Below are 22,897 nucleotides of genomic sequence, written 5' to 3' on the forward strand. Positions count from 1 at the left end.
ATATGATTTTTATAATAGACATAGAAAGAGAAGGAGTATTGCGAATGTCAAACCATCAAAAAGAAACTTTTCAAAACATTCCGCAAAAGGGGTTTTTTGGACATCCCCGCGGACTCTTCACGTTATTCTTCACTGAATTTTGGGAGCGCTTTTCATACTACGGCATGAGAGCCATCCTTATCTATTATTTGTATACAGAGGTGACAAAAGGCGGACTCGGGTTTGATCAAACCACAGCGAACTCGATTATGGCCGTATACGGTTCCCTCGTCTACATGTCCGGCATTATCGGAGGCTGGATAGCGGACAGGCTCCTCGGAACTGCAAACACCGTGTTTTACGGCGGCGTGCTCATTATGTTCGGACACATTCTTTTGTCATTCCCGGGAAGCGTCCCCGCGTTCTTCATCAGCATGTTCTTGATCATCATTGGGACAGGCCTTTTAAAACCAAACGTATCAAGCGTTGTCGGCGATTTATACAGCCCTGAAGACACCCGCCGCGATTCAGGTTTCAGCATCTTCTATATGGGGATCAACCTTGGCGGATTTCTTGCGCCGATTATCGTCGGCACAGTCGGTCAGACATACAACTACCATCTCGGCTTCAGCCTTGCTGCCATCGGGATGCTGTTCGGGCTGCTGACCTATTTAGCGACACGGAAGAAAAGCCTCGGATCTGCCGGAAGAACGGTACCGAATCCGCTGACACCCGCTGAAAGAAAAATGGTGTTCGGACGAATTGGAATCGGTATTTTGGTGATCGCTGCCATCTTTGGCTATTCCATCTATATGGGCTGGATGACAATCGAGCTGTTTACGATGATCGTCAGCTGTCTCGGTATTTTGATCCCGTTGATTTATTTCATCGTCATGTTTAAAAGCTCGAAAACGACGAGTGATGAACGTTCCCGTCTCACTGCTTACATTCCGCTGTTTGTCGCATCGATGATGTTTTGGGCGATTCAGGAACAAGGCGCCAATATTTTAGCCACCTATGCAGATAAACGCACTCATTTAGAATTTTTAGGTGTCCAATTGCACTCATCTTGGTTCCAGTCGCTGAATCCTTTGTTCATCGTTGTGCTTGCACCGGTTTTCGCATGGATTTGGATGAGGCTCGGAAATCGCCAGCCGTCAACGCCGACGAAGTTTTCACTCGGGTTGATTTTAGCCGGCCTGTCATTTGTCGTCATGATTTTCCCTGCTTACATCAACGGCACTGAATCACTTGCCAATCCAATGTGGCTTGTGCTCAGCTTCCTGATCGTCGTTCTCGGGGAATTGTGCTTGTCTCCAGTCGGGTTATCCGCAACGTCAAAGCTGGCTCCTGCGGCTTTCTCAGCGCAGACGATGAGTCTATGGTTCCTGTCAAACGCTTCTGCACAGGCCATCAACGCACAGATCGTCAGATTTTACAGCGCTGATACCGAGATCGCCTACTTTGGAGTCATCGGCGGTGTATCCATCCTGCTCGGAATCATTTTGATGTTGCTGTCACCGAAAATTCAGAAATTTATGAAGGGTGTCAATTAAAAAGCAACAGGCTGATACTCCTTTTCTCCTGTTTTTTTGCAGGATATATACATTCCGATTCAATGAGAGATAGGGAATACCTGTTAAAGGCAACCCCCGGAAAAAATTCCGGGGGTTTTCTTTGCGGGTTCGTATTCTAAATCTCGGTAGCTTCTTTAAACCACCGCTTTTTAACAAAAGTTTACATTTCCTCAAATGATAATTTTCATTGATTTGCTAGTATAAGTGTTATCAAGAGGAGGTTAGGATATGAACTTTTACAAAACGCTCGCTTTATCAACACTTGCAGCATCATTACTGTCTCCCTCATGGAGCAGTCTCTCCCATAACGAGGCTGCAGCTCATAAAAACTTCACGGTGACTGCAGATGCAGAAACAGAGCCGGTAGATACCCCTGACGATGCGGCAGATGACCCGGCGATTTGGGTTCATCCGAAGCATCCTGAAAAAAGCCGGCTGATCACAACAAATAAAAAATCGGGCTTAATTGTTTACGATTTAAACGGAAAACAGCTTGCGGCCTATCCGTTTGGCAAATTAAACAATGTCGATCTGCGCTACAATTTTCCACTCGATGGCAAAAAAATTGATATTGCCGGAGCCTCAAACCGGTCAGACGGCAAAAACACGGTTGAAATTTACGCCTTTGACGGCGAAAAAAACAAGCTGAAGAACATCGTCAATCCTCAAAAACCTATTCAAACCGATATTCAGGAGGTCTATGGTTTCAGCCTTTATCACAGCCAGAAAACCGGCAAGTTCTACGCCATGGTGACCGGAAAGAACGGAGAAATCGAGCAATATGAACTGTTTGACAACGGAAAAGGACAAGTCGAGGGCAAAAAGGTGCGCTCATTCAAAATGAGCTCTCAAACAGAAGGGCTTGCAGCAGATGATGAATACGGCAAAATGTACATCGCCGAAGAAGACGTTGCGATTTGGTCTTTCAGCGCCGAGCCAAACGGTGGAGATAAAGGAAAAATCGTCGATCGGGCAGACGGACCGCATTTAACCGCTGATATTGAAGGGCTGACGATTTACTACGGAGAGGACGGAGAAGGGTATTTGATCGCATCCAGTCAGGGCGATAACCGTTATGCCATCTATGACCGGCGCGGGAAAAACGACTATGTCACCGCTTTTTCAACTGAGGACGGTAAAGAAATCGACGGGACAAGCGATACCGACGGAATCGACGTCATCGGCTTCGGCCTCGGCAAAAAATACCCATACGGCATCTTTGTCGCCCAAGACGGCGAAAATACGGAAAACGGACAACCGGTCAATCAGAACTTCAAAATTGTCTCCTGGGAAAAAATCGCCGACGCGCTGGACGACAAGCCTGATATCGATGATCAAGTCAATCCCCGAAAACTGAAAAACCGAGCCAAATAACGACGGATCCGCGGGTATTTCCCGCGGATTTTTCACCTCTCTTTATGTTAAGATAACAATTAATGGAGGGATGGTATTGCGTCTAAATCTTTATGCTATAGTGTTTATCATGTTGGCGGTTTTATCAAATGTGGTGCTTCTTTACGTTTTTGATCAAGGTGTGTTGGCGTACACTTCGGCTGTCATCTTCCTGTTCGCTGCTGCATTTTGCACGAAGCGTCGGACTCAAGAATGAGGCTCCCTAAACCTTGTGGCTTCTTTTTAAAATACTCGTTCCGTAAGGAGGCAGTTTGAGCGCGCCTTTTTTCCGTGTTCCTTTTAACACGTCCGTATAGGCTTCTTCCGGAAGCGAGACACTTCTGTTTTCCGCTGTAAAATTCATCACGAAAATATAATCGTGGCGGCCGTCTGTGCGGAGCTGGGCGGTGACGCCTTTCGGGAGCTCTGTATCGAGCACTTTGGCAATCCCGCACTCTTCAATAAGCCTGGATATAAACGCCTCTTGGAACGCCGCCTCATTCCTTGAAGCGATATAGTAGGCCTTCCCGTCTCCGAACAAATTGACCGTCAGCGCGGGCCGGCCTGCGTAAAAATCTTCCTCGTACACAGCGAGTGCTTCGGCCCCTTCTAAATGAATCAGATCGCAAAGCTCGCTGGCTTCATAGCTTCCACTTAACCCGAGCCGGTTATCTGCATCCATCACAATCGTGTTTTTCTGTCCGTCATGAAGGGCATCGATCTCCTCAGACCAAATGCCGAGCGTTTTTCTTAAGCCTCCAGGAAACCCTCCCAGGAACACAAGATCATTCTCATTAACAATGCCCGACCAATAAGTGGCGACAAATGTACCTCCATTTTGTACAAACTGTTCAATCCTTTCAGCGGTGCCTTCTTTCAGCATGTAGAGCATCGGGGCGACCAAAAGCTTATAGCGGGAAAAATCGGCCTCCATGTGAATCACATCAACCGGTACGCCTTCCCGCCAAAACGGTTCATAAAACGATTTGGCGGTCCGTTCATAATGCATCCCGATATTGCGCGGACCTTGGGCATCTTCCAAAGCCCAGCGATTCTCCCAGTCAAATATAATCGCGGTCTCGGGTTCGACTGTCGTTCCTGCGACATCCTCCAGTTTTTCGAGCTTTTCCCCGAGTTTTTTCACTTCCTGAAAAACGCGCGTATGCTCTGATCCCTCATGATCCACGACTGCCCCGTGAAATTTTTCGCTTGAGCCGCGGCTTTTCCGCCATTGAAAATACTGAACAGTGTCCGAACCGTGAGCGACTGCCTGTAATGATGACAATTCATGCATACCAGGGCGTTTCAGCTTGCTGACATCCTGCCAGTTCGTCATGCTCGGCGTGCTTTCCATCAGCATGAACGGCCGGCCTCCTTTAAGAGAACGATTGATGTCATGAACAAAAGCAATATCGGCTCCAAGCCGGCTGTCTTCCTGGCGGCTGTTGTGCCATGCCGGATAAGAATCCCACGAGATGACATCAAGCAAGTCGACAAACTTCCAATAATTCAATCCGGCATACGTTCCCATAAAATTCGTCGTCACAGGCAGTTCGGGGTTAAAAGAACGGACATGGGCGATTTCATGCCGGCAAAAATCAACCGTCTGATCCGTGACAAAACGCTTCCAGTCCAAATTCAGACCGTGAACGGCATCCTCGCCGTGCGGAGCGGGAGACTCGATCTCGTCCCAATCCGTATAGGTATGGCTCCAAAACGATGTCCACCATGCATGATTAAGGCGGTCCAGCGTTTTGTATTTCGCGAGCAGCCACTCTCTGAACTTGTTTTGGCAAAGTTCACAATGGCATTCTCCGCCGTATTCATTGGAGATATGCCAGCCGATGACAGCCGGGTGATGCGCATAGCGCTCCGCAAGCTTTCCGTTTATAATCGCCGTTTTCCTGCGGTAGACAGGTGACGTATAGCAATGATTGTGCCGCTTTCCATGAAGGTTTCTAACCCTGTTGCGCTCCGTTCTCAGCACCTCCGGATACTTTTTGGACATCCAGGCCGGTCTGGCACCGCTCGGTGTAGCCAAGAACGCATAAATTCCGTTTTCCTTGAAAGTATCAAGAACCTGATCAAGCCAATCAAATGTAAACCTTCCTTCTTCAGGCTCGAGCGAAACCCAGGAAAAAATGCCGACAGACATCACATTGCAGCGGGACAGCTTCATCAGGCGGATGTCTTCTTTTAAAACGTCCGGATATTTAAGCCATTGATCCGGGTTGTAATCGGCTCCATGCAACAGTCGGGGAACTTTCCGGCTGATCGGGGGATACGGTTTGACCATCCTAAAGTTTCATCCTTTCTTCCTCGTTTTCATATGACGCGGAGACGGACATTAAACGCTTTCAAAAACAGGTTGTAGATTATATACTCTGTTTTCTTCCCTCTTTCCTGCCTGGTGGATGAATTTTCCTGTATGATTGAATTTATCTTTCTTTATTTGTAAAATATACTCTATCATTAACATTTTTAACTTTATTTCCATACACTTGACTAAATCAACTATTTTATTATAATTGATTAAAGCAACGATTTACAGGGAGAGAGGTTCTGAGATGACGGAAATCAATCATTCTATCACATTAAAATTCAGAAAGTTCAATCGATTCTACACAAATGTGCTCGGTTTTTTGAACGAACATATTTATGACAGCCCCTTTTCATTGACGGAAACCCGGATATTATTCGAAATTCACAATACGGCCGATTGCACAGCCAAACTGCTTCAAAATACGCTCGGCCTGGACCGGGGCTATGTCAGCCGGATCCTGAAGCGGTTCGAAAAGGAAAACATGGTCTATAAAAAGAGAAGCGAGGAGGACAGCCGCAACCACTATATCTATTTAACAAGCTTCGGCGAATCCATTTATAAGAAGCTGGAGGCAAAAGCCAATCAGCAAATCGAATACATGCTGAATCATATCGACGGCCGCCATCAGGAAAAGCTGACGGAGGCGATGAATACAATTCAATGCATATTGTCGGAACACCTGCCTCCCGAAAAATCGGCCGTTTCCATAAGAGATTACTATATATCGGACGATATCAAACTGATGATCGAAAAACAGCGTGCCTTTTACGCCGAGACACACGGCTGGGACGATTCATTTTTGGATTACCTTCACGAAACATTTGATGCCGATATCGAAAAAATTTGGATCGCGGAGAGCGCCGGAAGGTTTGCGGGATGCGTCGGGCTCGTTAAACATCCCGGCAAAACCGTGCAGCTCAGATGGTATCTGGTCGACGCCGCTTTTCGGCATCAGGGAGTCGGCACGCGCCTTTTGAAGCATCTCATCGATTATTGCAAAGAAAATCAGTTTGAGCGAATTTTTCTATGGACGGTAAGTACGATGGCTGAAGCGCGGCCTTTGTATGAAAAATTCGGATTCAGACTGACGGAAGTGAAAGACGAGGCTTTATTATGGGGGCAGCGGCTCCGGGAAGAACGCTGGGATGCCGAGTTAGGCTGACGAAATGGAGGATCTATGAAACGGAAAATACACTACGCCTGGATTATCGTTTTTGTGACGTTTTTGACGCTTTTGGCCGTTCAAGGAGTGCGCCTTTCCTTCGGGGCCTTTATTCAGCCTTGGGAAGAGGAATTTTCAATGGACAGAGGCACGATTTCGCTTATTTCCATGCTGAGCTTTATTGTCTACGGCGTATCCCAGCCGGTGATCGGCAGGCTTGTCGATCGGTTCGGACCGCGGATCATTTTATCTCTTAGCACGCTTCTGGTCGGCTTGAGCATCTTTTTTACATATCTCGTGACTTCTCCGTGGCAGCTGTTTATTTTGTACGGCATCATCGTTTCTCTCGGTGTCGGCGGTGCGTCGAATGTCGCATCGACCGTGATCGTGACCAACTGGTTCAATGAGAAGCGGGGGCTTGCATTCGGCATTATGGAAGCGGGATTCGGCGCGGGGCAGATGCTGCTTGTCCCTGGATCGCTCATGATGATCCACTGGTTTAACTGGAAAGTGACTGTCATCGTTCTCGGATTGTTTTTAGCTGTTATCGTATTTCCGATCGTCATCCTGTTATTGCGGAATCATCCTGCGGAAAAGAATGCAGAGCCGATCGGCGGCACTCAGGGCGGCGAGACAAAAGAAGAGCCGGACGCCCAGCCCAAAAAGATTCCATACAAAGCCGTTTTTCTCAAAAGGACGTTTTGGTTCCTCGTCTTGCCGTTTTTCATTTGCGGATTTACAACGACTGGGTTAATGGATACCCACCTTATCCCTTTTTCGCATGACCACGGGTTTTCGACCGAAGTAACAAGCGCCGCTGTCAGCCTGCTGGCCGGGTTTAACATCATCGGCATTTTGATTTCCGGCGTCGTCGCAGACCGCTGGAGCAGCCGAAAAATTTTGTGCTTTTTATATGCCGTAAGGGCGCTGTCGCTTGTCATTCTGTTGTCGAGCCACAACTCGATGCTCCTGCTTTGCTTCGCGGTTTTGTTCGGTTTGGTCGACTTCGCGACCGTCGCCCCGACGCAAATGCTCGCAACCCAGTATTTTAGGCAGTATTCCGTCGGGTTCATTCTCGGCTGGCTGTTCCTCAGCCACCAGCTCGGTTCGGCGCTCGGCGCTTATTTGCCCGGCGTCTGGTACAGCCAAACAGGCAGCTATAACCTGTCTTTCTACCTTTCAATCGTTATTTTGGCGGGAGCAAGCATTTTGAACATCCTTCTGCCGGAACCTAAAAAAATAAATCCAACACTGGATCAGAAAGGCCATTCAGTCTAGCAAAGCTAGTGAAAAAAACCTGTTTTTGATGTTCAAAAACAGGTTTTTCTTTAAGAATTAGGCTCTTAAAAAATAATGTTGATATTTGATACGTTTCCAAAATGCTGTCATAATGAGAACAAACATTCGTATAGGAGAGTTCGAAATGAGCAAAGCGTTTAGCAATTTGCTAAAACATATCGATGAATTATCACATACAGATAAAGAACGTGTGTTTCAATGGGTAAAACGCTATGTTGAACCTTCCTCACTGTTCGTGTTCGTCTAATAGACGAAATGAGAGAAGCACGTTTCAAAGAAACATATCACAGTTTACGCTTATCAAAATTCGCTATTTAGTTCTTTTTTAACTAACGGAGCAGGAAAGGAAAAGAAACGTGATAAAATAAGAAAATTTTGACGGTATTTTATGATTAGCTATTCTATTCAAGAAAGCATTGGATTACGTAGTATAAAAAATAAGGGGTACAAAACAGTGAATGAATTTTATAAGGCGTTAACATTTGTAAATAAAATTTTTTATGAACCAAATCACTTAACTATAAATGCAATTCGAGAAGAAGCTCAAAATTCAGATTATGGTGCTGGTATGTTTCAACTAAATTCAAAATCGGTTAGATTTAGAGTCGCAAAAATAACACCTAACAAGATAGGACAGTTTGTTTCTTTGTGGGAAAAAGATGGGGATAATAAAAACCAAGCCTTTTCATATGAAAAGGCTACTGATTTATTGGTTATCAATACTTTTACTAGTAATAATTTTGGACAATTCGTTTTTCCAAAGGAAGTTCTTGTAAAACAAAATATCCTTAAAACAGCCACTTCAAAAGGAAAAATGGCAATTAGAGTTTACCCTAGATGGGAAAATCCCACTAGCAAACAAGCTATCGAAACACAAAAATGGCAGTTAGCATATTTTGTTGAGGTGAACAATACAAATCGTTTTCCGGTGCAAGAACTATTAAAGCTATATTCTAACTAAAATTGGATAGCTCAGAGTCGGCTAATAGTTTGTGAAGTTTAACATTTCAACTAACAGGTACGTTAGTTGAAGTAGAACGGGGAACTGAGGTTCCCCTAATGATTATATAGAAATCAACATTTAAATTTACAGAGGCAAGAATTAAGAAGTTTTATTCTTATTGTAAATATCAAATGCAACGGCAATCAGAAGGACGAGGCCTTTAATTGCTTGCTGCCAGTCGATGCCGAGACCGAGCAGTGACATGCCGTTGTTCATGACCCCCATGACAAGGCCGCCGATGATGGCCCCGCCGATCGTGCCGATTCCGCCGTAAGCCGAAGCACCGCCGATGAAGCAGGCCGCAATGGCGTCAAGTTCAAACAGGTTTCCTGCTTTCGGAGTGGCCGCGTTTAAACGGGCGGCAAAAATCAAGCCTGAAAGGGCGGCTAAGACGCCCATATTGACGAAGACCATAAAGGTGAGCCGTTTTGTTTTAATTCCTGAAAGCTCGGCCGCTTTTTCATTGCCGCCGATTGCGTAGATTCTCCGCCCGATGACGGTTTTTTTCATGACAAATGTGTACCCGGCGATTAAGACGAACAATGTGATCAAAATGAGAGGTATACCTTCGTACGTCGCGAGAATGTAGGTAAAAAGGTTGATAATGGCGATAATAAAAAACACCTTAACTGCAAACAGACCTTTTCCCTGCAAGTCAAATTGGAATTTCTTCTGCATGTTTCTCTGCTGAAGCTGATACACGAGATAAAGAATCGACACACCCGCTCCGGCGACAATTGTCGTCATATGGAGCGTGCCTCCGTTCAGCCAGTCCGGAATAAAGCCGGACGCCATTTTTTGAAAGGACACAGGAAATGGAGCGATCGATTTCCCTTCAAGCACGATCATCGTGAGTCCTCTGAACAAAAGCATTCCCGCCAGCGTCACGATGAAGGCCGGAATCTTGACATAAGCGATCCAAAATCCCTGCCATGCGCCGATTGCCGCTCCCAGAAGCAACGACAGGACGACCGCCGCAAACAGCGGCATATCGTTTTCGATGATCATCATCGCGGAGACGGCGCCGACAAAAGCGGCGACTGAACCGACTGATAGATCAATGTGTCCCGTGATGATGACGAGCATCATCCCAATCGCTAAAATGAGAATGTAGCTGTTTTGCAAAATCAGGTTCGTAATGTTCAGCGGTCTCAGCAAAATCCCGTCTGTCAGTATTTGAAACAGCAGCATAATAAACACGAGCGCAATGACCATGCTGTATTTCCGGATATTCTGCTTATACATGTCGCGAAACAGCTGAAAGTAACCGGGCTGAGCGCGGTCTTTATCCGTTTGCACCGGTGTCTGCATACGCCTCTCCCCCTCTCTTCATGCGGATGGTCATATATTTCATCAGCTTCTCCTGATCAGCTTCTTCTTTGGAAAATTCGGCGGTGATTTCCCCTTCACACATCGTATAGATTCTGTCGCACATCCCCAGCAGCTCGGGAAGCTCCGAAGAAATCATAATAACCGCTTTACCTGCTTCGGCAAGCTGATTGATGACGCCGTAGATTTCGTATTTGGCGCCCACATCGATGCCGCGCGTCGGTTCATCCAGGATTAAAACGTCAGGCTCCGCAAAAATCCACTTGCTCAGCATGACCTTCTGCTGGTTGCCTCCGCTTAAATTTCCGGTCCGCTGGCTGATATCGGGCGTCTTGATGTTTAATTTCCGGCGAAAATCCTCCGCTTCATGTTTTTCGCGCCGTTCGTCCATCACCAATCGGCTCGACACCTTATCCAGTTTGGACAGCGTAATGTTTTCTTTAATGCTGTCCTCCAGAATCAGACCGTTTCCTTTCCTGTCCTCCGTCACATAGACGATGCCGTTTTTAATGGCTTCTTCAGGGTGGCGGATGTAAAGCTCCCGCCCGTCTTTTTCGATTGTGCCGGAGATGTTTTTTCCATATGATCTTCCAAAAATGCTCATCGCCAGCTCCGTCCTACCGGAGCCCATCAGTCCGGCAATTCCTGCGATCTCTCCTCTTTTAACGGAAAGGGCCGCCATGTTAACTACTTTGCGATCCTGTTGAAGCGGATGGTGAACTGTCCAATCCTTCACTTCAAAGATGACGTCCCCGATCTTGGCGCTTCTGTCAGGATAGCGGTTTTGCAGCTCCCTGCCGACCATGCCTCTGATGATCCGGTTTTCGGTCAATTGCCCGCTTTGAACATCAAGCGTTTCAATCGTTTGTCCGTCCCGGAGCACGGTAATCGAATCTGCGACTTTCGTGACCTCATTTAATTTATGGGAAATCATAATTGAAGAGATCCCCTGTTTTTTCAGTTCGAGTAAGAGCTGCAGCAGATTCTGGCTGTCAGCTTCATTTAAAGCCGCCGTCGGTTCATCCAAAATCAAGAGTTGCACCTTTTTTGCCAAAGCTTTGGCGATTTCAACAAGCTGCTGCTTTCCGACGCCGATTTGGGAAACGAGCGTATCCGGAGATTCTTGAAGCCCGACTTTTTTCATTAATTCGAGCGTTTCCAGCTTTGTCTTTCGCCAATTGATGACACCGCGGCTCGCCTGTTCATTGCCCAAAAAAAGATTTTCCGCAATGGAAAGCTGGGGGACGAGCGCCAGCTCTTGGTGGATGATGACGATCCCCGCTTCCTCGCTTTGCTTAATATTTCTGAATTGGCATACTTCCCCTTTATATAAAATGTCGCCCGTATACGTACCGTACGGATATACACCGCTTAGCACCTTCATCAAAGTCGACTTGCCCGCCCCGTTTTCCCCGCAGAGGGCATGGATTTCGCCCGCTTTAACGCGAAGGTGGACATTGTCGAGCGCTTTGACGCCGGGAAACTCCTTCGTGATGCCTCTCATCTCCAAAATGCAATCGGACATCGGATCACTTCCCTAATTCCGATTCTTTATAATAACCGCCGTCAACGAGCACTTTTTTATAGTTCTCTTTGTCGACGACGACCGGCTCAAGCAAGTATGACGGAACGACCTTCTCTCCGTTGTCATACGTCTTTGAGTCATTGACTTCCGCTTTTTCGCCTTTTAAGACGGATGTCGCCATCTCAACGGCTTTTTTCGCCAGCTCTCTCGTATCTTTGAAAATGGTTGATGTCTGCTCCCCTTTAATGATCGAATTCACGGAAGCAAGCTCTGCATCCTGTCCAGTAATAACCGGCAGCGGTTTCTTGTCCGATCCGTAGCCCGCACCTTTTAAGGATGAAATGATTCCGATGCTGATCCCGTCATACGGTGAAAGCACCGCATCAAGCTTCGCCTTTGTATAATGCGCACTCAGCAGATTGTCCATCCGGGATTGTGCGGTTGCGCCGTCCCACCTGAGCGTCGCACCTTGCTCAAATGAAGTCTGGCCGCTCAATACCTTTAATTTGCCAGAATCGATATAAGGCTTCAAAACAGACATGGCGCCGTCAAAAAAGAAATGCGCGTTGTTGTCGTCGGGCGATCCCGCGAACAATTCGATGTTGAACGGCCCTTTTTTGTCTTTTAAGCCAAGCTTTTCTTCAATATATTTCCCTTGAAGTTCTCCGACTTTATGATTGTCAAATGTCGCATAATAGTCGACATGTTTGCTGTTCATGAGCAGCCGGTCATAGGAAATGACTTTAATTTCCTGCTTGTTTGCTTTCTCAAGGACGTCGGTCAGCGCTTCTCCGTCAATCGAAGCAATGACGAGGACATTGACGCCTTTTGTAATCATGTTTTCGATTTGTGAGACTTGGTTTTCAACGACATCTTCCGCATACTGCAGATCCGTTTTATAACCGAGCTTTTCAAACTCTTTCACCATGTATTTCCCGTCATACACCCAGCGTTCCGATGACTTTGTCGGCATTGAGATTCCGACGTAGCCTTTGTCTCCCCCTCCGCTTGCCTGATTCCCCGAACAGGCGGAAACGATGAGACAGAAAAGCATTGCAGTGATCAACAGCCAGCTTTTTTTCATGCTTGGTATCCCCCTTTTGATTTCTCCCATCATGAATCATGCCAACTGTACCATGTCTTTCGAATGTCCGTCTTTTGAATTAATTAACTATTTTTATAAAAATCAGACTTTTTTAAAGCGCTTACATTACAATTTTCCTCCTGTTCGTTCAATTCCCGACATGCGCCGGTACTGATTGGGGGATACACCCATCGTCTTTTTAAATACAGTGCTGAAATAGTGCTGTGTATCATAGCCTGTTTGTTCGGCAATATCGTGAATCGAAAGAGCGGTTGTTTCCAACAGGTGAACCGCTTGGTCTATGCGCATCTCCGTCAAAAGCTGAACAAATGTCATGCCGAGCTCCTTCTTCATGATCCTGCTTAAATAGACGGGAGAAACTTGAAGCGCATCCGCCGTCTGTTTTAAAGAAAACTCCCTTTCAGTGAAATGCTTTTGCATATATTCTTTAGCCCTCGTGACAACCGGCGAGATATTGAATGTTTTCGAGACTTGCTGTCTGCAGTGCTGGTAGCATTGCGCGGCCGAGCGGCCGTTTTCAGCGAGCTTCGTGAAGCAGACGGCGGCGCTTGTCTGCATTTCGGCTTCGATCATCTCTGCAAGCGCCCGCTGTTCAGCTTCTGTAACAGAACGCCACAGGCAGGCGGCAATCAGGCGGTCTCCGTCGAAAAAAACAGCCTTATCCCGCTCATCGATAAAGAAGCGCTCTACTTTTTCTTTCAGACTGTCGGCTTCAGACGGCTTGTTCCATACATGTCCGGCCGCGATGACGCCGAGCGTCTCAGGATAGCGGGCCGGCAGACGGAGGCATTCGAGCTGCCGGTAAACATCTTCTTCCTCTGCCCGGCCTTCGATCCAGCTTCTGAAAACATGCTCTTTCAGAAGGCTGAGGTTTTGTTGAATATGCTGCTCAGCAAGCTTTTGCTCGCTCAGCTTCTTTTTTTCAGCTGCCAGCGACACGCTGATCTTTTCGAGCACTTGTTCCAGATGAGCGGGATCAACTGGCTTTAACAAATAATCATCGACATTCAGCCGGATCGCTTCTTGTGCGTATGCAAACTGATCGTAGCCCGTCACGATGACAAAGCGGCACTGTGGCAGTGCGCCGCGGAGCTTTTTCATCAGCGTGATTCCGTTTACAATCGGCATATTCAAGTCGACAATCAATAAGTCGATACCGTGTTTGAGAGCGAGCTCGAATGCCTCCTCGCCATTCTCCGCTTCAGCTGACACCGACATTTGATAGCGCTCCCAAGAGACGGCATCCCGTATTCCTTCCCGAATCCACGGTTCATCATCGGCAATCAGTACGCGCCAACATTCACGCAAGGCTTGTTCCCCCTTTTGCTAAGATTGGAAGCCGTATCGTGACGGCGGTTCCAGCTCCTTTCCGACTTTCAACCGTTAAACCGTACGGCTCACCAAAGGTAAGGGCAATCCGTTCATGGACGTTGATCATGCCGTAGCCCGCTGTATCGTCCCTGTGTTTGAATTGATCGGTTATTTGCTTTAGCTTCTCTTCATCCATTCCGGCTCCGTCATCCTCGATTTTGATAATCAGCGAGCCGTCTTCCTCCATGCCTTTGATCGTAATATGACCCGGCCCCTTTTTTTCTTTAATTCCGTGATAAATCGCATTTTCGACAATCGGCTGAAGCACGAGCTTTAATATCAGGCGATCGTCACAAAGCCCGGTCATTTCGATTGAGTAGTTTAATTTATCACGGTATCTCGCTTTTTGGATTTTCAAATAGTTTTCTACATGTTCAAATTCATCAGACAGCGGAATGATATCTTTCCCTTTACTCAAGGAGATGCGGAACAGCTTGGATAAAGCCTGCACGAGACCGCTGACCTCTTCCGCTCCTTTCTTCCTCGCCATCCAATTGATTGTATCCAGCGTGTTGTAGAGAAAGTGAGGGTTGATCTGCGCCTGCAGCGCCCTTAATTCGGCTTCTCTTTTTTGGCGCTCTTGTCTTTCTGTGACCGACATCAGCTCCCTGATTCTCATCATCAGGCGATTGAAGCTTTTTCCCAAAAGCCCGATTTCATCTTCCCTTTCCTCCTGATAAAATGTTGAAAAATTCCCGCTTTCCGCCGTTTTCATGACAGCATTCAGCTTCAAAATCGGCCGCGACATGGAATGGGACAAATAATAGGAAGCAGACATTCCGAGAAACGCCGCCGTCAATAAAAACAAAAGCACATACAAGTGGATTTCCTTCACTTCGAATACCGGTTCACCCGCTTTAAAAACGCCGACCGTTGTCCAGTTCGTAAAGGAAGACGTCTCATAAATGAACTGATATTCCTCTCCCTTGATCCGCTTCGAAAAATATCCGGAACGGTCTTGATGGAACCACTTTTTCGGCAGAAACAGATTTGAGGTCTCAGGCGAATAAATATTGCCGCCATTCTCATCCATGATCATCAAATAACCCGTTTTCCCCAGGCGGATATTTTTTGTCGCTTCTGCGAGGACGCGCAGTTTCAAATCGATAAGTACAACGCCTTTCACATGCTGTGTCTCAGGATCGATAACAGCTCTGACGGCAGAAACGACCTCGTCTTCCTTGTAGTGCACATGACTTCTGATATTCCGGTTGACAGGCTTCCCGATCATCTTGAAAATCCCTTCATTATCGACAGCCGCCTGATACCATGGTTCTTTAGTCAAATCTGTCGGCGTGCGTTCATACATCTCATTGCTGATCATCTCACCCTTATCATTGACGACGAGAATGCCCGCCGCTTCAGAATATAAAGAAGTCAGGCCCTGCAAAAACGTCCTTCGCTTATAATCCGCCTCTCCGTCCTCCTTTTCGTGATTAAAAAACGCTTCCATTTCTTCATTTATTGATATCAAATATGTCAGGTTCTGCAAGTGGCTGACATACACTTCAGCCGTCTTGTTCACTTCGCCGATCAGCTGGAGTGTTTGGTCGATCACCTGTTTTTCAATAATATTTTCAACGGCCCATCCCGATAAAATGCCCAGGCCGATCGTCGGCAGCATGCTGATTAACAAGAGAAGACTGATCAGCTTATAACGGATCGGCGCATTATTGATCAAACGTTTAATCATTCGCATAATAAGCTTCCACATTTTCTTTCGTTATGATGGTAACGCCTGTATCGATCGCGGCCGGGAGCGGGCGTTCATGCCTCAGATGGTGATTTGAGAAAAACAGCATGTGCAGCGACCAATAGCCCATTTGCCACGTGTCCTGGCCCATTGTCGCGGAAATCGATCCGTTTTTGATGCCGTCCAGCGTTTTCTTGTCTTTATCAAAGCCGATGATACATACTTCCCCTTCTAGTCCCGCCGCCTTCACAGCACGGGCCACACCGCTCGCTCCATTGGCTTCGGTCGTGAAAATTCCTTTGATGGACGGATTTTTTTCCAGAATCTTCGCCGCTTCTTTTTTCGACGTCAGTTCATCGCCTTTTCCGTCTAAAACAGCGGCGACCTTCATGTTTGGGTATTTTTGCTTGATCGTTTGTTCAAAGCCTTTCGTCCTTTCCTGATGATTGTACTGCCGCGGCTGGGTAATGACTGCGGTTTCTCCCTTTCCATTTAAAAACTCGGCCATTCGCCTTGCGGCCTCAGCACCCGCTTCCATATTATTTGTGCCGATATATGTAGAGGCTTTGCTGAGCGGGGCGTCTGAATCGAATAAAACGATCGGAATGCCCTGCTCGTGCGCTTTGTCGATGACAGTGTTTAAAGCTTTGGGATCTATTGCAGAAAGAGCGATTCCCGCCGGCTTTTTTGCAATCACCTGCTCGAGAACGGTCGTTTGCTCATGGACATCATAATGGGCCGCCCCCCGATACTCGACAGAGACGTTGAAAAGTTGCGCGGCATCCTCAAAGCCTTTCAGGCCGCTCTTCCAATATTCGATTCCCGATTGAAACGTAACCATCACGTATTTTTCTGACAGACTTCCGGCCGCAGGCCTTCTGCTTGCTTCTGTAGAGCCGGTTTTATCGCCACGGGAGTAGTCGTAGACATACAGAAAAAACAAACAGAGCATTACGGCATAAACAACTAACAGCTTTTTCATCTTCATCCCCCTGTTGGTCAGAGGACTAGACAGCGTTTACAATCTATCATGAAGTATATATTTGGCCGCATATTTTTCTAAGAATCCAGCTGAGGTATCCTGACAGAAATTCCGTCCGTCCCCTTTTTTCATCACAAACAGACAATTTCCCCCCCTTGTTCATACGAAATATCTAATCTATTTGACATTTTGTTCGAAAAACCCTGTTTAGTGTTCGACAAGATGCCTCTTTCTTAAAATTACCTTAAAGTTTGTGAAACAAAAAATAAATATCATAAAAAAATCAACCCTAAGAACTATGTCTTTTGACCCTGAAGGAAAATGGAGAAAAGTGCAAAATCGCAGTCATAATAAGGAATTCCCTACTTCACCGCCCGAATCGATTCTTTGATCACGGTACATTTTTCCTATTCAACTCATTTATACCATGTTGTAACATTAATAAGGTCCTTTAATGAACAGATCCCAACAGGTCATTTGAATCAAATTTCCGGGAGGTGGCAGTAACATGATCTGGGAAAAAACAGTTTTATACGGGCTGCAAGGTACACTTCTCATCAAAAAACAACAGCTCGAACAACTGAAAAATTGCCAAACCGAATTAGAAGCAGATAAAAAGGAATTTGACGATTCAAAAGACAGCATCAAAAAGCCCGAACTGTCGCCGACAACATGGCAGGGCAGCCTTGCTGACTCTTTTAAAAACGTCAGAAGCGATATGAAAACGGCCTACAATGATATTTGCGGAAAACAGTTAAATGAAGTGTTTAAACAATTAAAGGAGAAAATCTCTTCTTTAAATGATGATATTGATTCGCTAGGTAAGGATATCAGCTCATTAAAAACGAAAATTGAAAAGCTGGAAAAAGAAGAAAGAGAAGCCCGCCGCTAAAGGAGTGATTACGATGGGTCAAGAAATCAAAGTCAAAACGGGCGAAGTCAAACAGGCGCTCTCAAAACTGAAGCATTCAGCCCAAGCTGTGAAGCCGAACGTGCCGACAGATATCAGCGGCAAAAACAACCTTGACGTCGTCAAAAAAATCGAAAGCATGAACAAAGATTTGAAAAGCCTGACAAAAGCATACGCATCGGCTCTTGCTAAACAAATTGCGCAAACCGAGCAGGCAGTCAACGCCATAAAAGACGCCGACAAAAAGCTGTCGTCATCGATCAAAGCCAAGTAGAAGGAAGGGACTACGCATTGAAAACTCTAGATGTTCAGGCTTTTCAAACCGGCCTAGACAAAACGCTGACCGAATTAAAAAACCAGACTGACGAGATTTCAAAAGTCAAACAAAGCGTCAAAGGCCTCACCTCCCTTGACGACGCCTTAAAAGGCGCGGGCGGTGAAGCGATCCGCTCGTTCTACGAAGAGTGCCACACCACTTTTCTTCTTTTTTATGAATCTTTTATTTCCGACTACAAAGGACTTTTAGAAAAGACGAAAAGTGCACTTCATTCCCTTGAACCGAACCAAAACGGCTTTATCTCGCAAAGCTTTCTTGAAAACGAACTCCATGACGGCGTCAGCCAAGCCGAATCGCTGACAGGCAGATTGACGGCAAAAGCCAATCAGACGATGGCCACTGTCAGCCACATCGTCGACCTGCCCGATCTCGACGATTCAGCCGTCAACGAGAACGCCAAAAAAGCCCAAAGGCAAATCAGCGAGACGCTTGAAAAGCTTCATACTTTTGACCGCGAACAGACAAATGCACTGAAAGCGGCGAAGGAAGACCTTGACACGATGAAGCAGTACATCCAGCAGCTGGAGAAAATGTATACGGGACCGAAGATTGAAATATCGGAGTATAAAAGCGGTTCAATTTTAAAACCGCAAAATGACTCAACAATCAGTCAAGCTCCCGGCAGCCTGCAAAACGACCTGCAAAACCCCGGAGAAACACCGATGGAGAAGATGCTTGGTCGGTTTAGCGAAAAAGACGAAAAAGGCAAAATCGATGACACAACAAAAGAAGAACTTCCATTTGAGATCGATTGGACGTATCCTGTAGCTAGTGCAGGAAGTTTGTATGGGACGACTACTGCTGCGATGGATTTTAGGAAGAGTGTGAAGTATGTTGTTAAAGATGGGCTTAAAATTGAAAAAGGTATAGAAACCAATAGTGGCAAGAAGATAAACGGATACAAGGTACAAAACGGCAAAGCAATAGGAATCAAAGGCAAAAATTATCCAGAAACATGGACTAAATCACAGTTAAAAGTGGGGAACAACCCAAAAATCGCTGAGTATACAAGGGCTTCTTCTGCAGTTAAAGGCGCAATGAAAAGCAAGTTGGGTTGGGCAGGTGTAGCCATCACCACTGGAGAAGATTTAGTGAATAATGTAAACGACCCTAATGTCTCCACTGAAAAAGTAATTGGGGATGCTGCAGTAGACGTGGGATTAGGTGCTGCAACAATTGGAGTTGGCGCAGTTGCAAGCGCGTTTGTAATTGGAACGGTCGGAGCCCCTGTGATAGTCGGTGCAGCTGCAGCTCTGGTTGTGACAATTGGTGTATCAGAACTTCTAGGCGGCGTAAAATGGGGAAAAGACAAAAAAAGCATTACGGATATGGCAAAAGACTCTGTAGAATCGGGATTAAAAACAGTTGCAGGGTGGTTTAAGTAATTTCACATGGGAGGTGAACCGTCTTGTTAAGATTGGATACAGATACGACATTTAAAAAATTGCCTAGAGATATCAAACGCCATTTAATTGCAGATGAAGCATCGTCCCAAGATAAATGGTCAATGTTATTTTGTATTGTTGTGCTTTTAGATTTAATTTGCGGTATTCCGCTCTTTGTAAATGGGGAAAAAACGTTCACAATAATAGCATTACCTTTTATGATATTTATCAACTTATGGACAATCATTTTAATGTTTACAAAACTCGATAAGATTAGTCCTACTTACTTTGGTTTATACAAAGGAGGAACTGGAGCTGTTTCTTCGATTTGTTATTTTATACTTTCTCTAAAATATGTTTATTCTGTGTTAGGTTATAATCCTATTTTTATGATTGCTTCATTACTAACTTATTTCATTGTTACGCTTGGGTTTATCCGATATTACGTAATTGTTTTACCAAAACGCAGCAAAAAAGAGAAAAGAAGTGCTTCATGGGGAACCTATTTATTAACAATAGGACCGGGATTAGGCTACATCATTGCACAGTTCATGTTTCACTTTGCAGATTCAATTGTTCATTTGTTTATGAGTTATATTTATTTATTTTTAGCTTGCTTTTTTTCTTATATGGGGGTCAAATTCATTCACCAATACCTTTTCATTAAAGCCAATCAACATATATTTAATGGGAAATAAGAAAGGAGAACTTTTTCGATGCTTGAAAATAAGCTTCTGCCTTCCGGTTCAATCGTCTTACTAGAAGGCGGAACAAAAAAATTAATGATTTACGGAAGAAAACAGATCGTCGTGAGCGAAGATCCGAAAATGTTTGACTATATCGGCGTTTTTTACCCCGAGGGCTACATTAATCAAGAATACACTTTTGCTTTTAACCATTCTGATATTGAGAAAGTGATTTTCGAAGGTTACGAGGATGAAGAGGAACGAGAATTTCAACATGTTTTAAAAGAAGCAGCCATCGATTAGAAACGGAAGCGTCTCATACATGGGACGCTTTCTTTTTGGACAAAAGATCGCTATATAAGTAAAAAGCAGTCTAAGTACAGGAACTGAAATTGGAGCAGCAATAGAGCATTTAAAAAAGGGCAAATACGAAATTCAAACAAAGCCAACCAGAACATCATCGACAGGCATTTATATAAAGGGATAAACTGACAGGCCGAAAATAGCCGGCTTGGAAACGGTGCATTCGAAACCATAAAACAATGGAAGAAAGCAATCCAATTAACATTCTCTTCAACATTGTATCCCTTGAAAAGATGCTTTTTAGTGCTTTAAAGAAATAGCCATGGATGCCTGAAGTCTTTTCAGATATTGGGGGTCATAAGATTGCTGAAATTAAATGAAAAGGCTAAATTCAGAAGATTGCCTGAAGATACTAGACATCACTTAATTATTTTGGTTGATCGAGATGAAAGAAAGAATATGTGTATATTAAATATTTTCATGTTGGATGTATTGCTCTTATTTCTGCTGCTTGCAAACGGCATCAAGCTGTTTACTTTAGTCGCTTTACCACCTCTTATATTCGTTAATCTATGGATGTTTATTTTATTCTTCAAAGACATGGAAATACATAGAAACAATCTAGAATTTGTCCTTTATAAAGGTTTTTCATTTAGTACTATGTCGTATTGCTGGTTTATTTTATCCCAGAAAATGTACTATTCATTTTTGGGATTCAATTGGCTGTTTTTCATTTTTTCTGCTCTCATACTTGCCGTAGCAGCTCTAAGTTCATTTCGCTACTTTTTGATAAAGTTTTCCATTCATCAACAACAAAAAAGAGCTGTTCTTCCTTGGACAGCCTGGTTATTAACAGCTGGCCCGGCTGCTGGCTATATGATTTCACATATCGTTCTTCATTTTTCTGAATCTGTTATTAACCTATTCATGAGCATTTTCTCTTTGGCTGCAGGATGCCTTTTTTCTTTTATCAGCGCTAAGTTTATACATCAGTTCTTTTTTATTAATGCTAATCGACAGATTGTTAAAAAAGGCTAAAACGCAGTAGAGCAAAAAATAAAGTGTTGCTAAAGGAGCTTTTTATGAAAAACGAAAAAAATTTTCTATATAAAAAAATAAACGAGGCAATGATCATCTTCACGATTTTATTCCCTGTGGTGGGTATCTTTTTTGTCATCATGACGATATGCGGTTTATTGGAACAAGCCCCTTCAGAAATTCCCTTGGTTGTTTCGGTTATCAGCTTGTTTTTTTTCGTTCTTCCGCTCCTATTGCATATCTTCAGAAAAAAGGTCTGGCTGAAAAAACACATGGGGAATTATAAAAATTCAGAGGGATAAGCGGAGGAATACAAGCTTTGCTGAGATTAAAAGAAACGGTTGCATACAAAGATTTACCTTACAATATTCAATCACATTTGACAGCTCTCGTCAGCCGGGAAACGAAATGGGGAATGACGTGTTTTATCGTGTTGATGCTGGATATTCTATGCATATTACCTGTGCTGGCGAGCAAAGTCGAATTTTTCACTTTTGCCGCCGTCCCTGTCGCTATCCTGATCAATATATGGATGATCATCATGAATACTAGAAACATGACCGAATATCATCACCACCTTCAATATGTTCGTTTTATGGGCGTATCATTCAGCGGGATGTCATATTGCCAGTTGATCACAGCGCAAAAAATGATGGTTTCTGCTATCGGTTTTCATGTACCGCTGATCAGTCTGTCACTATTCATTTTTGCCGCCTTTATCTTCCTCGTCATTCGGTATTACCTGGTTGTTTTCCCTGATTCTAAAAAAGGCAAAAGGGAAACAGCAGCTCCGACAAGGATGCTCCTGGCAGCTGTTCCGGCAGGCGGTTTTGTAATAAGTCATGCCGTTTTGCGAGTTTCCGAGTCTGCCGTTTATTTGTTGATGAGTACCGTCTATCTGCTTATGGCTTGTTTATTTTCTATGATGGGGGTCAAATTCATCCACAAATACTTCTTCATCAAAGCGAATCAAGATATCATCAGTCAGCATAGGATTTAATGCACAAGGAGAGGTCATGTTTGAAAGGCAGAAATAAAATCATTCTCTTAGTTTATTCCCTACTTGCAGCAATCATTATTTTGACCGGCCTTGTCAAACCTTCAATGAACTGGAAGGAAAAGCTTGCCGTCATCGGCTTTATGTTCGTTTCAATTTCTTTATTCGCAGTCATCATTTATGTGTTCATAAATAAGCCAAAGAAAGATAAAGGCGCGCCCCGATGCAACATCGTCGCGAAAATCTTTTGGAAGAAATACAGAAAACCGTTCACGCTCTCTTTCTACTTCGTCGGCATCCTGATTGTGGGAACAACCGTGTTTTCCATGACCGGACTCACTTTCTTATGGAAATCCGCTGTGTTCACGGTTTTGTGTGCTGCGATATCGTGCGGCTTTTTTGCGGTTTATCAAGCGGCGAATCAAATGCTGAACCGATCTTGTTTGGAAAGAATGCCTGACGAAGAATAAGAAGCTTTTTATATCAGAAAAAAAGTCTTGT

General features: G+C 44.8%; 20 protein-coding genes and 1 pseudogene. 14 read left to right on the top strand and 7 right to left on the bottom strand.

What is annotated here, in order from left to right; translation table 11 throughout:
• The first annotated feature begins 44 nt into the window (after positions 1-44).
• Both H2R00_RS12750 and H2R00_RS12755 read left to right on the top strand, forming a co-directional pair.
• Entirely contained in the window at positions 45-1,535 is a 1,491-nt protein-coding gene (locus H2R00_RS12750) for a peptide MFS transporter (protein WP_154995587.1), read from the top strand.
• A 249-nt stretch (positions 1,536-1,784) separates the two neighbouring features.
• Positions 1,785-2,930, top strand: a complete 1,146-nt coding sequence (locus tag H2R00_RS12755; RefSeq protein WP_154995585.1) for a phytase — start codon at positions 1,785-1,787, stop codon at positions 2,928-2,930.
• Between the two features lie 241 nt (positions 2,931-3,171).
• On the opposite strand, the gene H2R00_RS12760 is transcribed toward H2R00_RS12755, so the two are convergent.
• The gene (locus tag H2R00_RS12760) at positions 3,172-5,244 is read right to left on the bottom strand and encodes a beta-galactosidase (protein ID WP_182069305.1); all 2,073 of its coding nucleotides are present in this window, start codon (positions 5,242-5,244) and stop codon (positions 3,172-3,174) included.
• 271 nt (positions 5,245-5,515) lie between these two features.
• Here H2R00_RS12760 and H2R00_RS12765 point away from each other — a divergent pair, with 271 nt between their 5' ends.
• From H2R00_RS12765 to H2R00_RS12780, 4 genes and pseudogenes are all read left to right on the top strand, one after another.
• Positions 5,516-6,433, top strand: coding sequence for a bifunctional helix-turn-helix transcriptional regulator/GNAT family N-acetyltransferase (locus tag H2R00_RS12765; protein WP_182069307.1), 918 nt, complete (start codon positions 5,516-5,518; stop codon positions 6,431-6,433).
• Positions 6,434-6,448: 15 nt separating this feature from the next.
• On the top strand, positions 6,449-7,711 hold the full coding sequence (locus H2R00_RS12770; protein ID WP_154995579.1) for an MFS transporter: 1,263 nt from the start codon (positions 6,449-6,451) through the stop codon (positions 7,709-7,711).
• A gap of 145 nt (positions 7,712-7,856) precedes the next feature.
• Positions 7,857-8,017: pseudogene (locus tag H2R00_RS12775) on the top strand (IS1595 family transposase); the annotation flags it as partial.
• A gap of 169 nt (positions 8,018-8,186) precedes the next feature.
• Entirely contained in the window at positions 8,187-8,693 is a 507-nt protein-coding gene (locus tag H2R00_RS12780) for a MepB family protein (RefSeq protein WP_154995577.1), read from the top strand.
• 141 nt (positions 8,694-8,834) lie between these two features.
• Here H2R00_RS12780 and mmsB read toward each other — a convergent pair whose 3' ends face one another.
• The 6 genes from mmsB to H2R00_RS12810 form a co-directional block, all read right to left on the bottom strand.
• Positions 8,835-10,046, bottom strand: coding sequence for a multiple monosaccharide ABC transporter permease (gene mmsB, locus H2R00_RS12785; RefSeq protein ID WP_043925985.1), 1,212 nt, complete (start codon positions 10,044-10,046; stop codon positions 8,835-8,837).
• Positions 10,021-11,589, bottom strand: coding sequence for a multiple monosaccharide ABC transporter ATP-binding protein (mmsA, locus tag H2R00_RS12790; RefSeq protein WP_182069309.1), 1,569 nt, complete (start codon positions 11,587-11,589; stop codon positions 10,021-10,023). The genes mmsB and mmsA overlap by 26 nt, the downstream gene beginning before the upstream one ends.
• A gap of 4 nt (positions 11,590-11,593) precedes the next feature.
• Entirely contained in the window at positions 11,594-12,673 is a 1,080-nt protein-coding gene (gene chvE, locus H2R00_RS12795; protein ID WP_154995573.1) for a multiple monosaccharide ABC transporter substrate-binding protein, read from the bottom strand.
• A 126-nt stretch (positions 12,674-12,799) separates the two neighbouring features.
• Positions 12,800-14,002, bottom strand: coding sequence for a response regulator transcription factor (locus H2R00_RS12800; protein WP_182069311.1), 1,203 nt, complete (start codon positions 14,000-14,002; stop codon positions 12,800-12,802).
• Positions 13,995-15,758: a cache domain-containing sensor histidine kinase gene (locus tag H2R00_RS12805; RefSeq protein WP_342355842.1), complete on the bottom strand. Its 1,764-nt coding sequence runs from the start codon at positions 15,756-15,758 to the stop codon at positions 13,995-13,997. The genes H2R00_RS12800 and H2R00_RS12805 overlap by 8 nt, the downstream gene beginning before the upstream one ends.
• On the bottom strand, positions 15,751-16,740 hold the full coding sequence (locus H2R00_RS12810) for a substrate-binding domain-containing protein (protein WP_182069315.1): 990 nt from the start codon (positions 16,738-16,740) through the stop codon (positions 15,751-15,753). Before H2R00_RS12810 ends, H2R00_RS12805 begins: the two co-directional genes overlap by 8 nt.
• Before the next feature lie 508 nt (positions 16,741-17,248).
• Here H2R00_RS12810 and H2R00_RS12815 point away from each other — a divergent pair.
• The 8 genes from H2R00_RS12815 (at position 17,249) to H2R00_RS12850 (ending at position 22,866) form a co-directional block, all read left to right on the top strand.
• A complete protein-coding gene (locus H2R00_RS12815; protein WP_003178893.1) occupies positions 17,249-17,632 on the top strand; it encodes a YwqH-like family protein in 384 nt (127 codons plus the stop codon).
• Positions 17,633-17,645: 13 nt separating this feature from the next.
• Positions 17,646-17,924 (top strand): YwqI/YxiC family protein, encoded by a 279-nt coding sequence (locus tag H2R00_RS12820; protein ID WP_020450144.1) that lies wholly within the window; start codon positions 17,646-17,648, stop codon positions 17,922-17,924.
• A 17-nt stretch (positions 17,925-17,941) separates the two neighbouring features.
• Complete coding sequence (locus H2R00_RS21275; RefSeq protein WP_234112620.1) at positions 17,942-19,372, top strand: T7SS effector LXG polymorphic toxin; 1,431 nt, start codon at positions 17,942-17,944, stop codon at positions 19,370-19,372.
• Between the two features lie 23 nt (positions 19,373-19,395).
• A complete protein-coding gene (locus H2R00_RS12830; protein ID WP_154998483.1) occupies positions 19,396-20,070 on the top strand; it encodes a hypothetical protein in 675 nt (224 codons plus the stop codon).
• Between the two features lie 18 nt (positions 20,071-20,088).
• On the top strand, positions 20,089-20,361 hold the full coding sequence (locus H2R00_RS12835) for a DUF4176 domain-containing protein (protein WP_035337240.1): 273 nt from the start codon (positions 20,089-20,091) through the stop codon (positions 20,359-20,361).
• Between the two features lie 363 nt (positions 20,362-20,724).
• On the top strand, positions 20,725-21,399 hold the full coding sequence (locus tag H2R00_RS12840) for a hypothetical protein (RefSeq protein ID WP_182069317.1): 675 nt from the start codon (positions 20,725-20,727) through the stop codon (positions 21,397-21,399).
• 319 nt (positions 21,400-21,718) lie between these two features.
• Positions 21,719-22,399 (top strand): hypothetical protein, encoded by a 681-nt coding sequence (locus H2R00_RS12845; RefSeq protein WP_182069319.1) that lies wholly within the window; start codon positions 21,719-21,721, stop codon positions 22,397-22,399.
• A gap of 20 nt (positions 22,400-22,419) precedes the next feature.
• A complete protein-coding gene (locus H2R00_RS12850) occupies positions 22,420-22,866 on the top strand; it encodes a hypothetical protein (RefSeq protein WP_182069321.1) in 447 nt (148 codons plus the stop codon).
• The last annotated feature ends 31 nt before the right edge of the window (positions 22,867-22,897 follow it).

It is taken from the genome of Bacillus haynesii (assembly GCF_014042035.1).
Classification (GTDB): domain Bacteria; phylum Bacillota; class Bacilli; order Bacillales; family Bacillaceae; genus Bacillus; species Bacillus haynesii.

What these genes read in the sequence shown, in the direction of transcription:
- H2R00_RS12750 (WP_154995587.1), top strand. Translation starts at nt 45, where the DNA reads ATGTCAAACCATCAAAAAGAAACTTTTCAAAACATTCCGCAAAAGGGG.
- H2R00_RS12755 (WP_154995585.1), top strand. Translation starts at nt 1,785, where the DNA reads ATGAACTTTTACAAAACGCTCGCTTTATCAACACTTGCAGCATCATTA.
- H2R00_RS12760 (WP_182069305.1), bottom strand. Translation starts at nt 5,244, where the DNA reads ATGGTCAAACCGTATCCCCCGATCAGCCGGAAAGTTCCCCGACTGTTG.
- H2R00_RS12765 (WP_182069307.1), top strand. Translation starts at nt 5,516, where the DNA reads ATGACGGAAATCAATCATTCTATCACATTAAAATTCAGAAAGTTCAAT.
- H2R00_RS12770 (WP_154995579.1), top strand. Translation starts at nt 6,449, where the DNA reads ATGAAACGGAAAATACACTACGCCTGGATTATCGTTTTTGTGACGTTT.
- mmsB (WP_043925985.1), bottom strand. Translation starts at nt 10,046, where the DNA reads ATGCAGACACCGGTGCAAACGGATAAAGACCGCGCTCAGCCCGGTTAC.
- mmsA (WP_182069309.1), bottom strand. Translation starts at nt 11,589, where the DNA reads ATGTCCGATTGCATTTTGGAGATGAGAGGCATCACGAAGGAGTTTCCC.
- chvE (WP_154995573.1), bottom strand. Translation starts at nt 12,673, where the DNA reads ATGAAAAAAAGCTGGCTGTTGATCACTGCAATGCTTTTCTGTCTCATC.
- H2R00_RS12805 (WP_342355842.1), bottom strand. Translation starts at nt 15,758, where the DNA reads ATGATTAAACGTTTGATCAATAATGCGCCGATCCGTTATAAGCTGATC.
- H2R00_RS12810 (WP_182069315.1), bottom strand. Translation starts at nt 16,740, where the DNA reads ATGAAAAAGCTGTTAGTTGTTTATGCCGTAATGCTCTGTTTGTTTTTT.
- H2R00_RS12815 (WP_003178893.1), top strand. Translation starts at nt 17,249, where the DNA reads ATGATCTGGGAAAAAACAGTTTTATACGGGCTGCAAGGTACACTTCTC.
- H2R00_RS12820 (WP_020450144.1), top strand. Translation starts at nt 17,646, where the DNA reads ATGGGTCAAGAAATCAAAGTCAAAACGGGCGAAGTCAAACAGGCGCTC.
- H2R00_RS12835 (WP_035337240.1), top strand. Translation starts at nt 20,089, where the DNA reads ATGCTTGAAAATAAGCTTCTGCCTTCCGGTTCAATCGTCTTACTAGAA.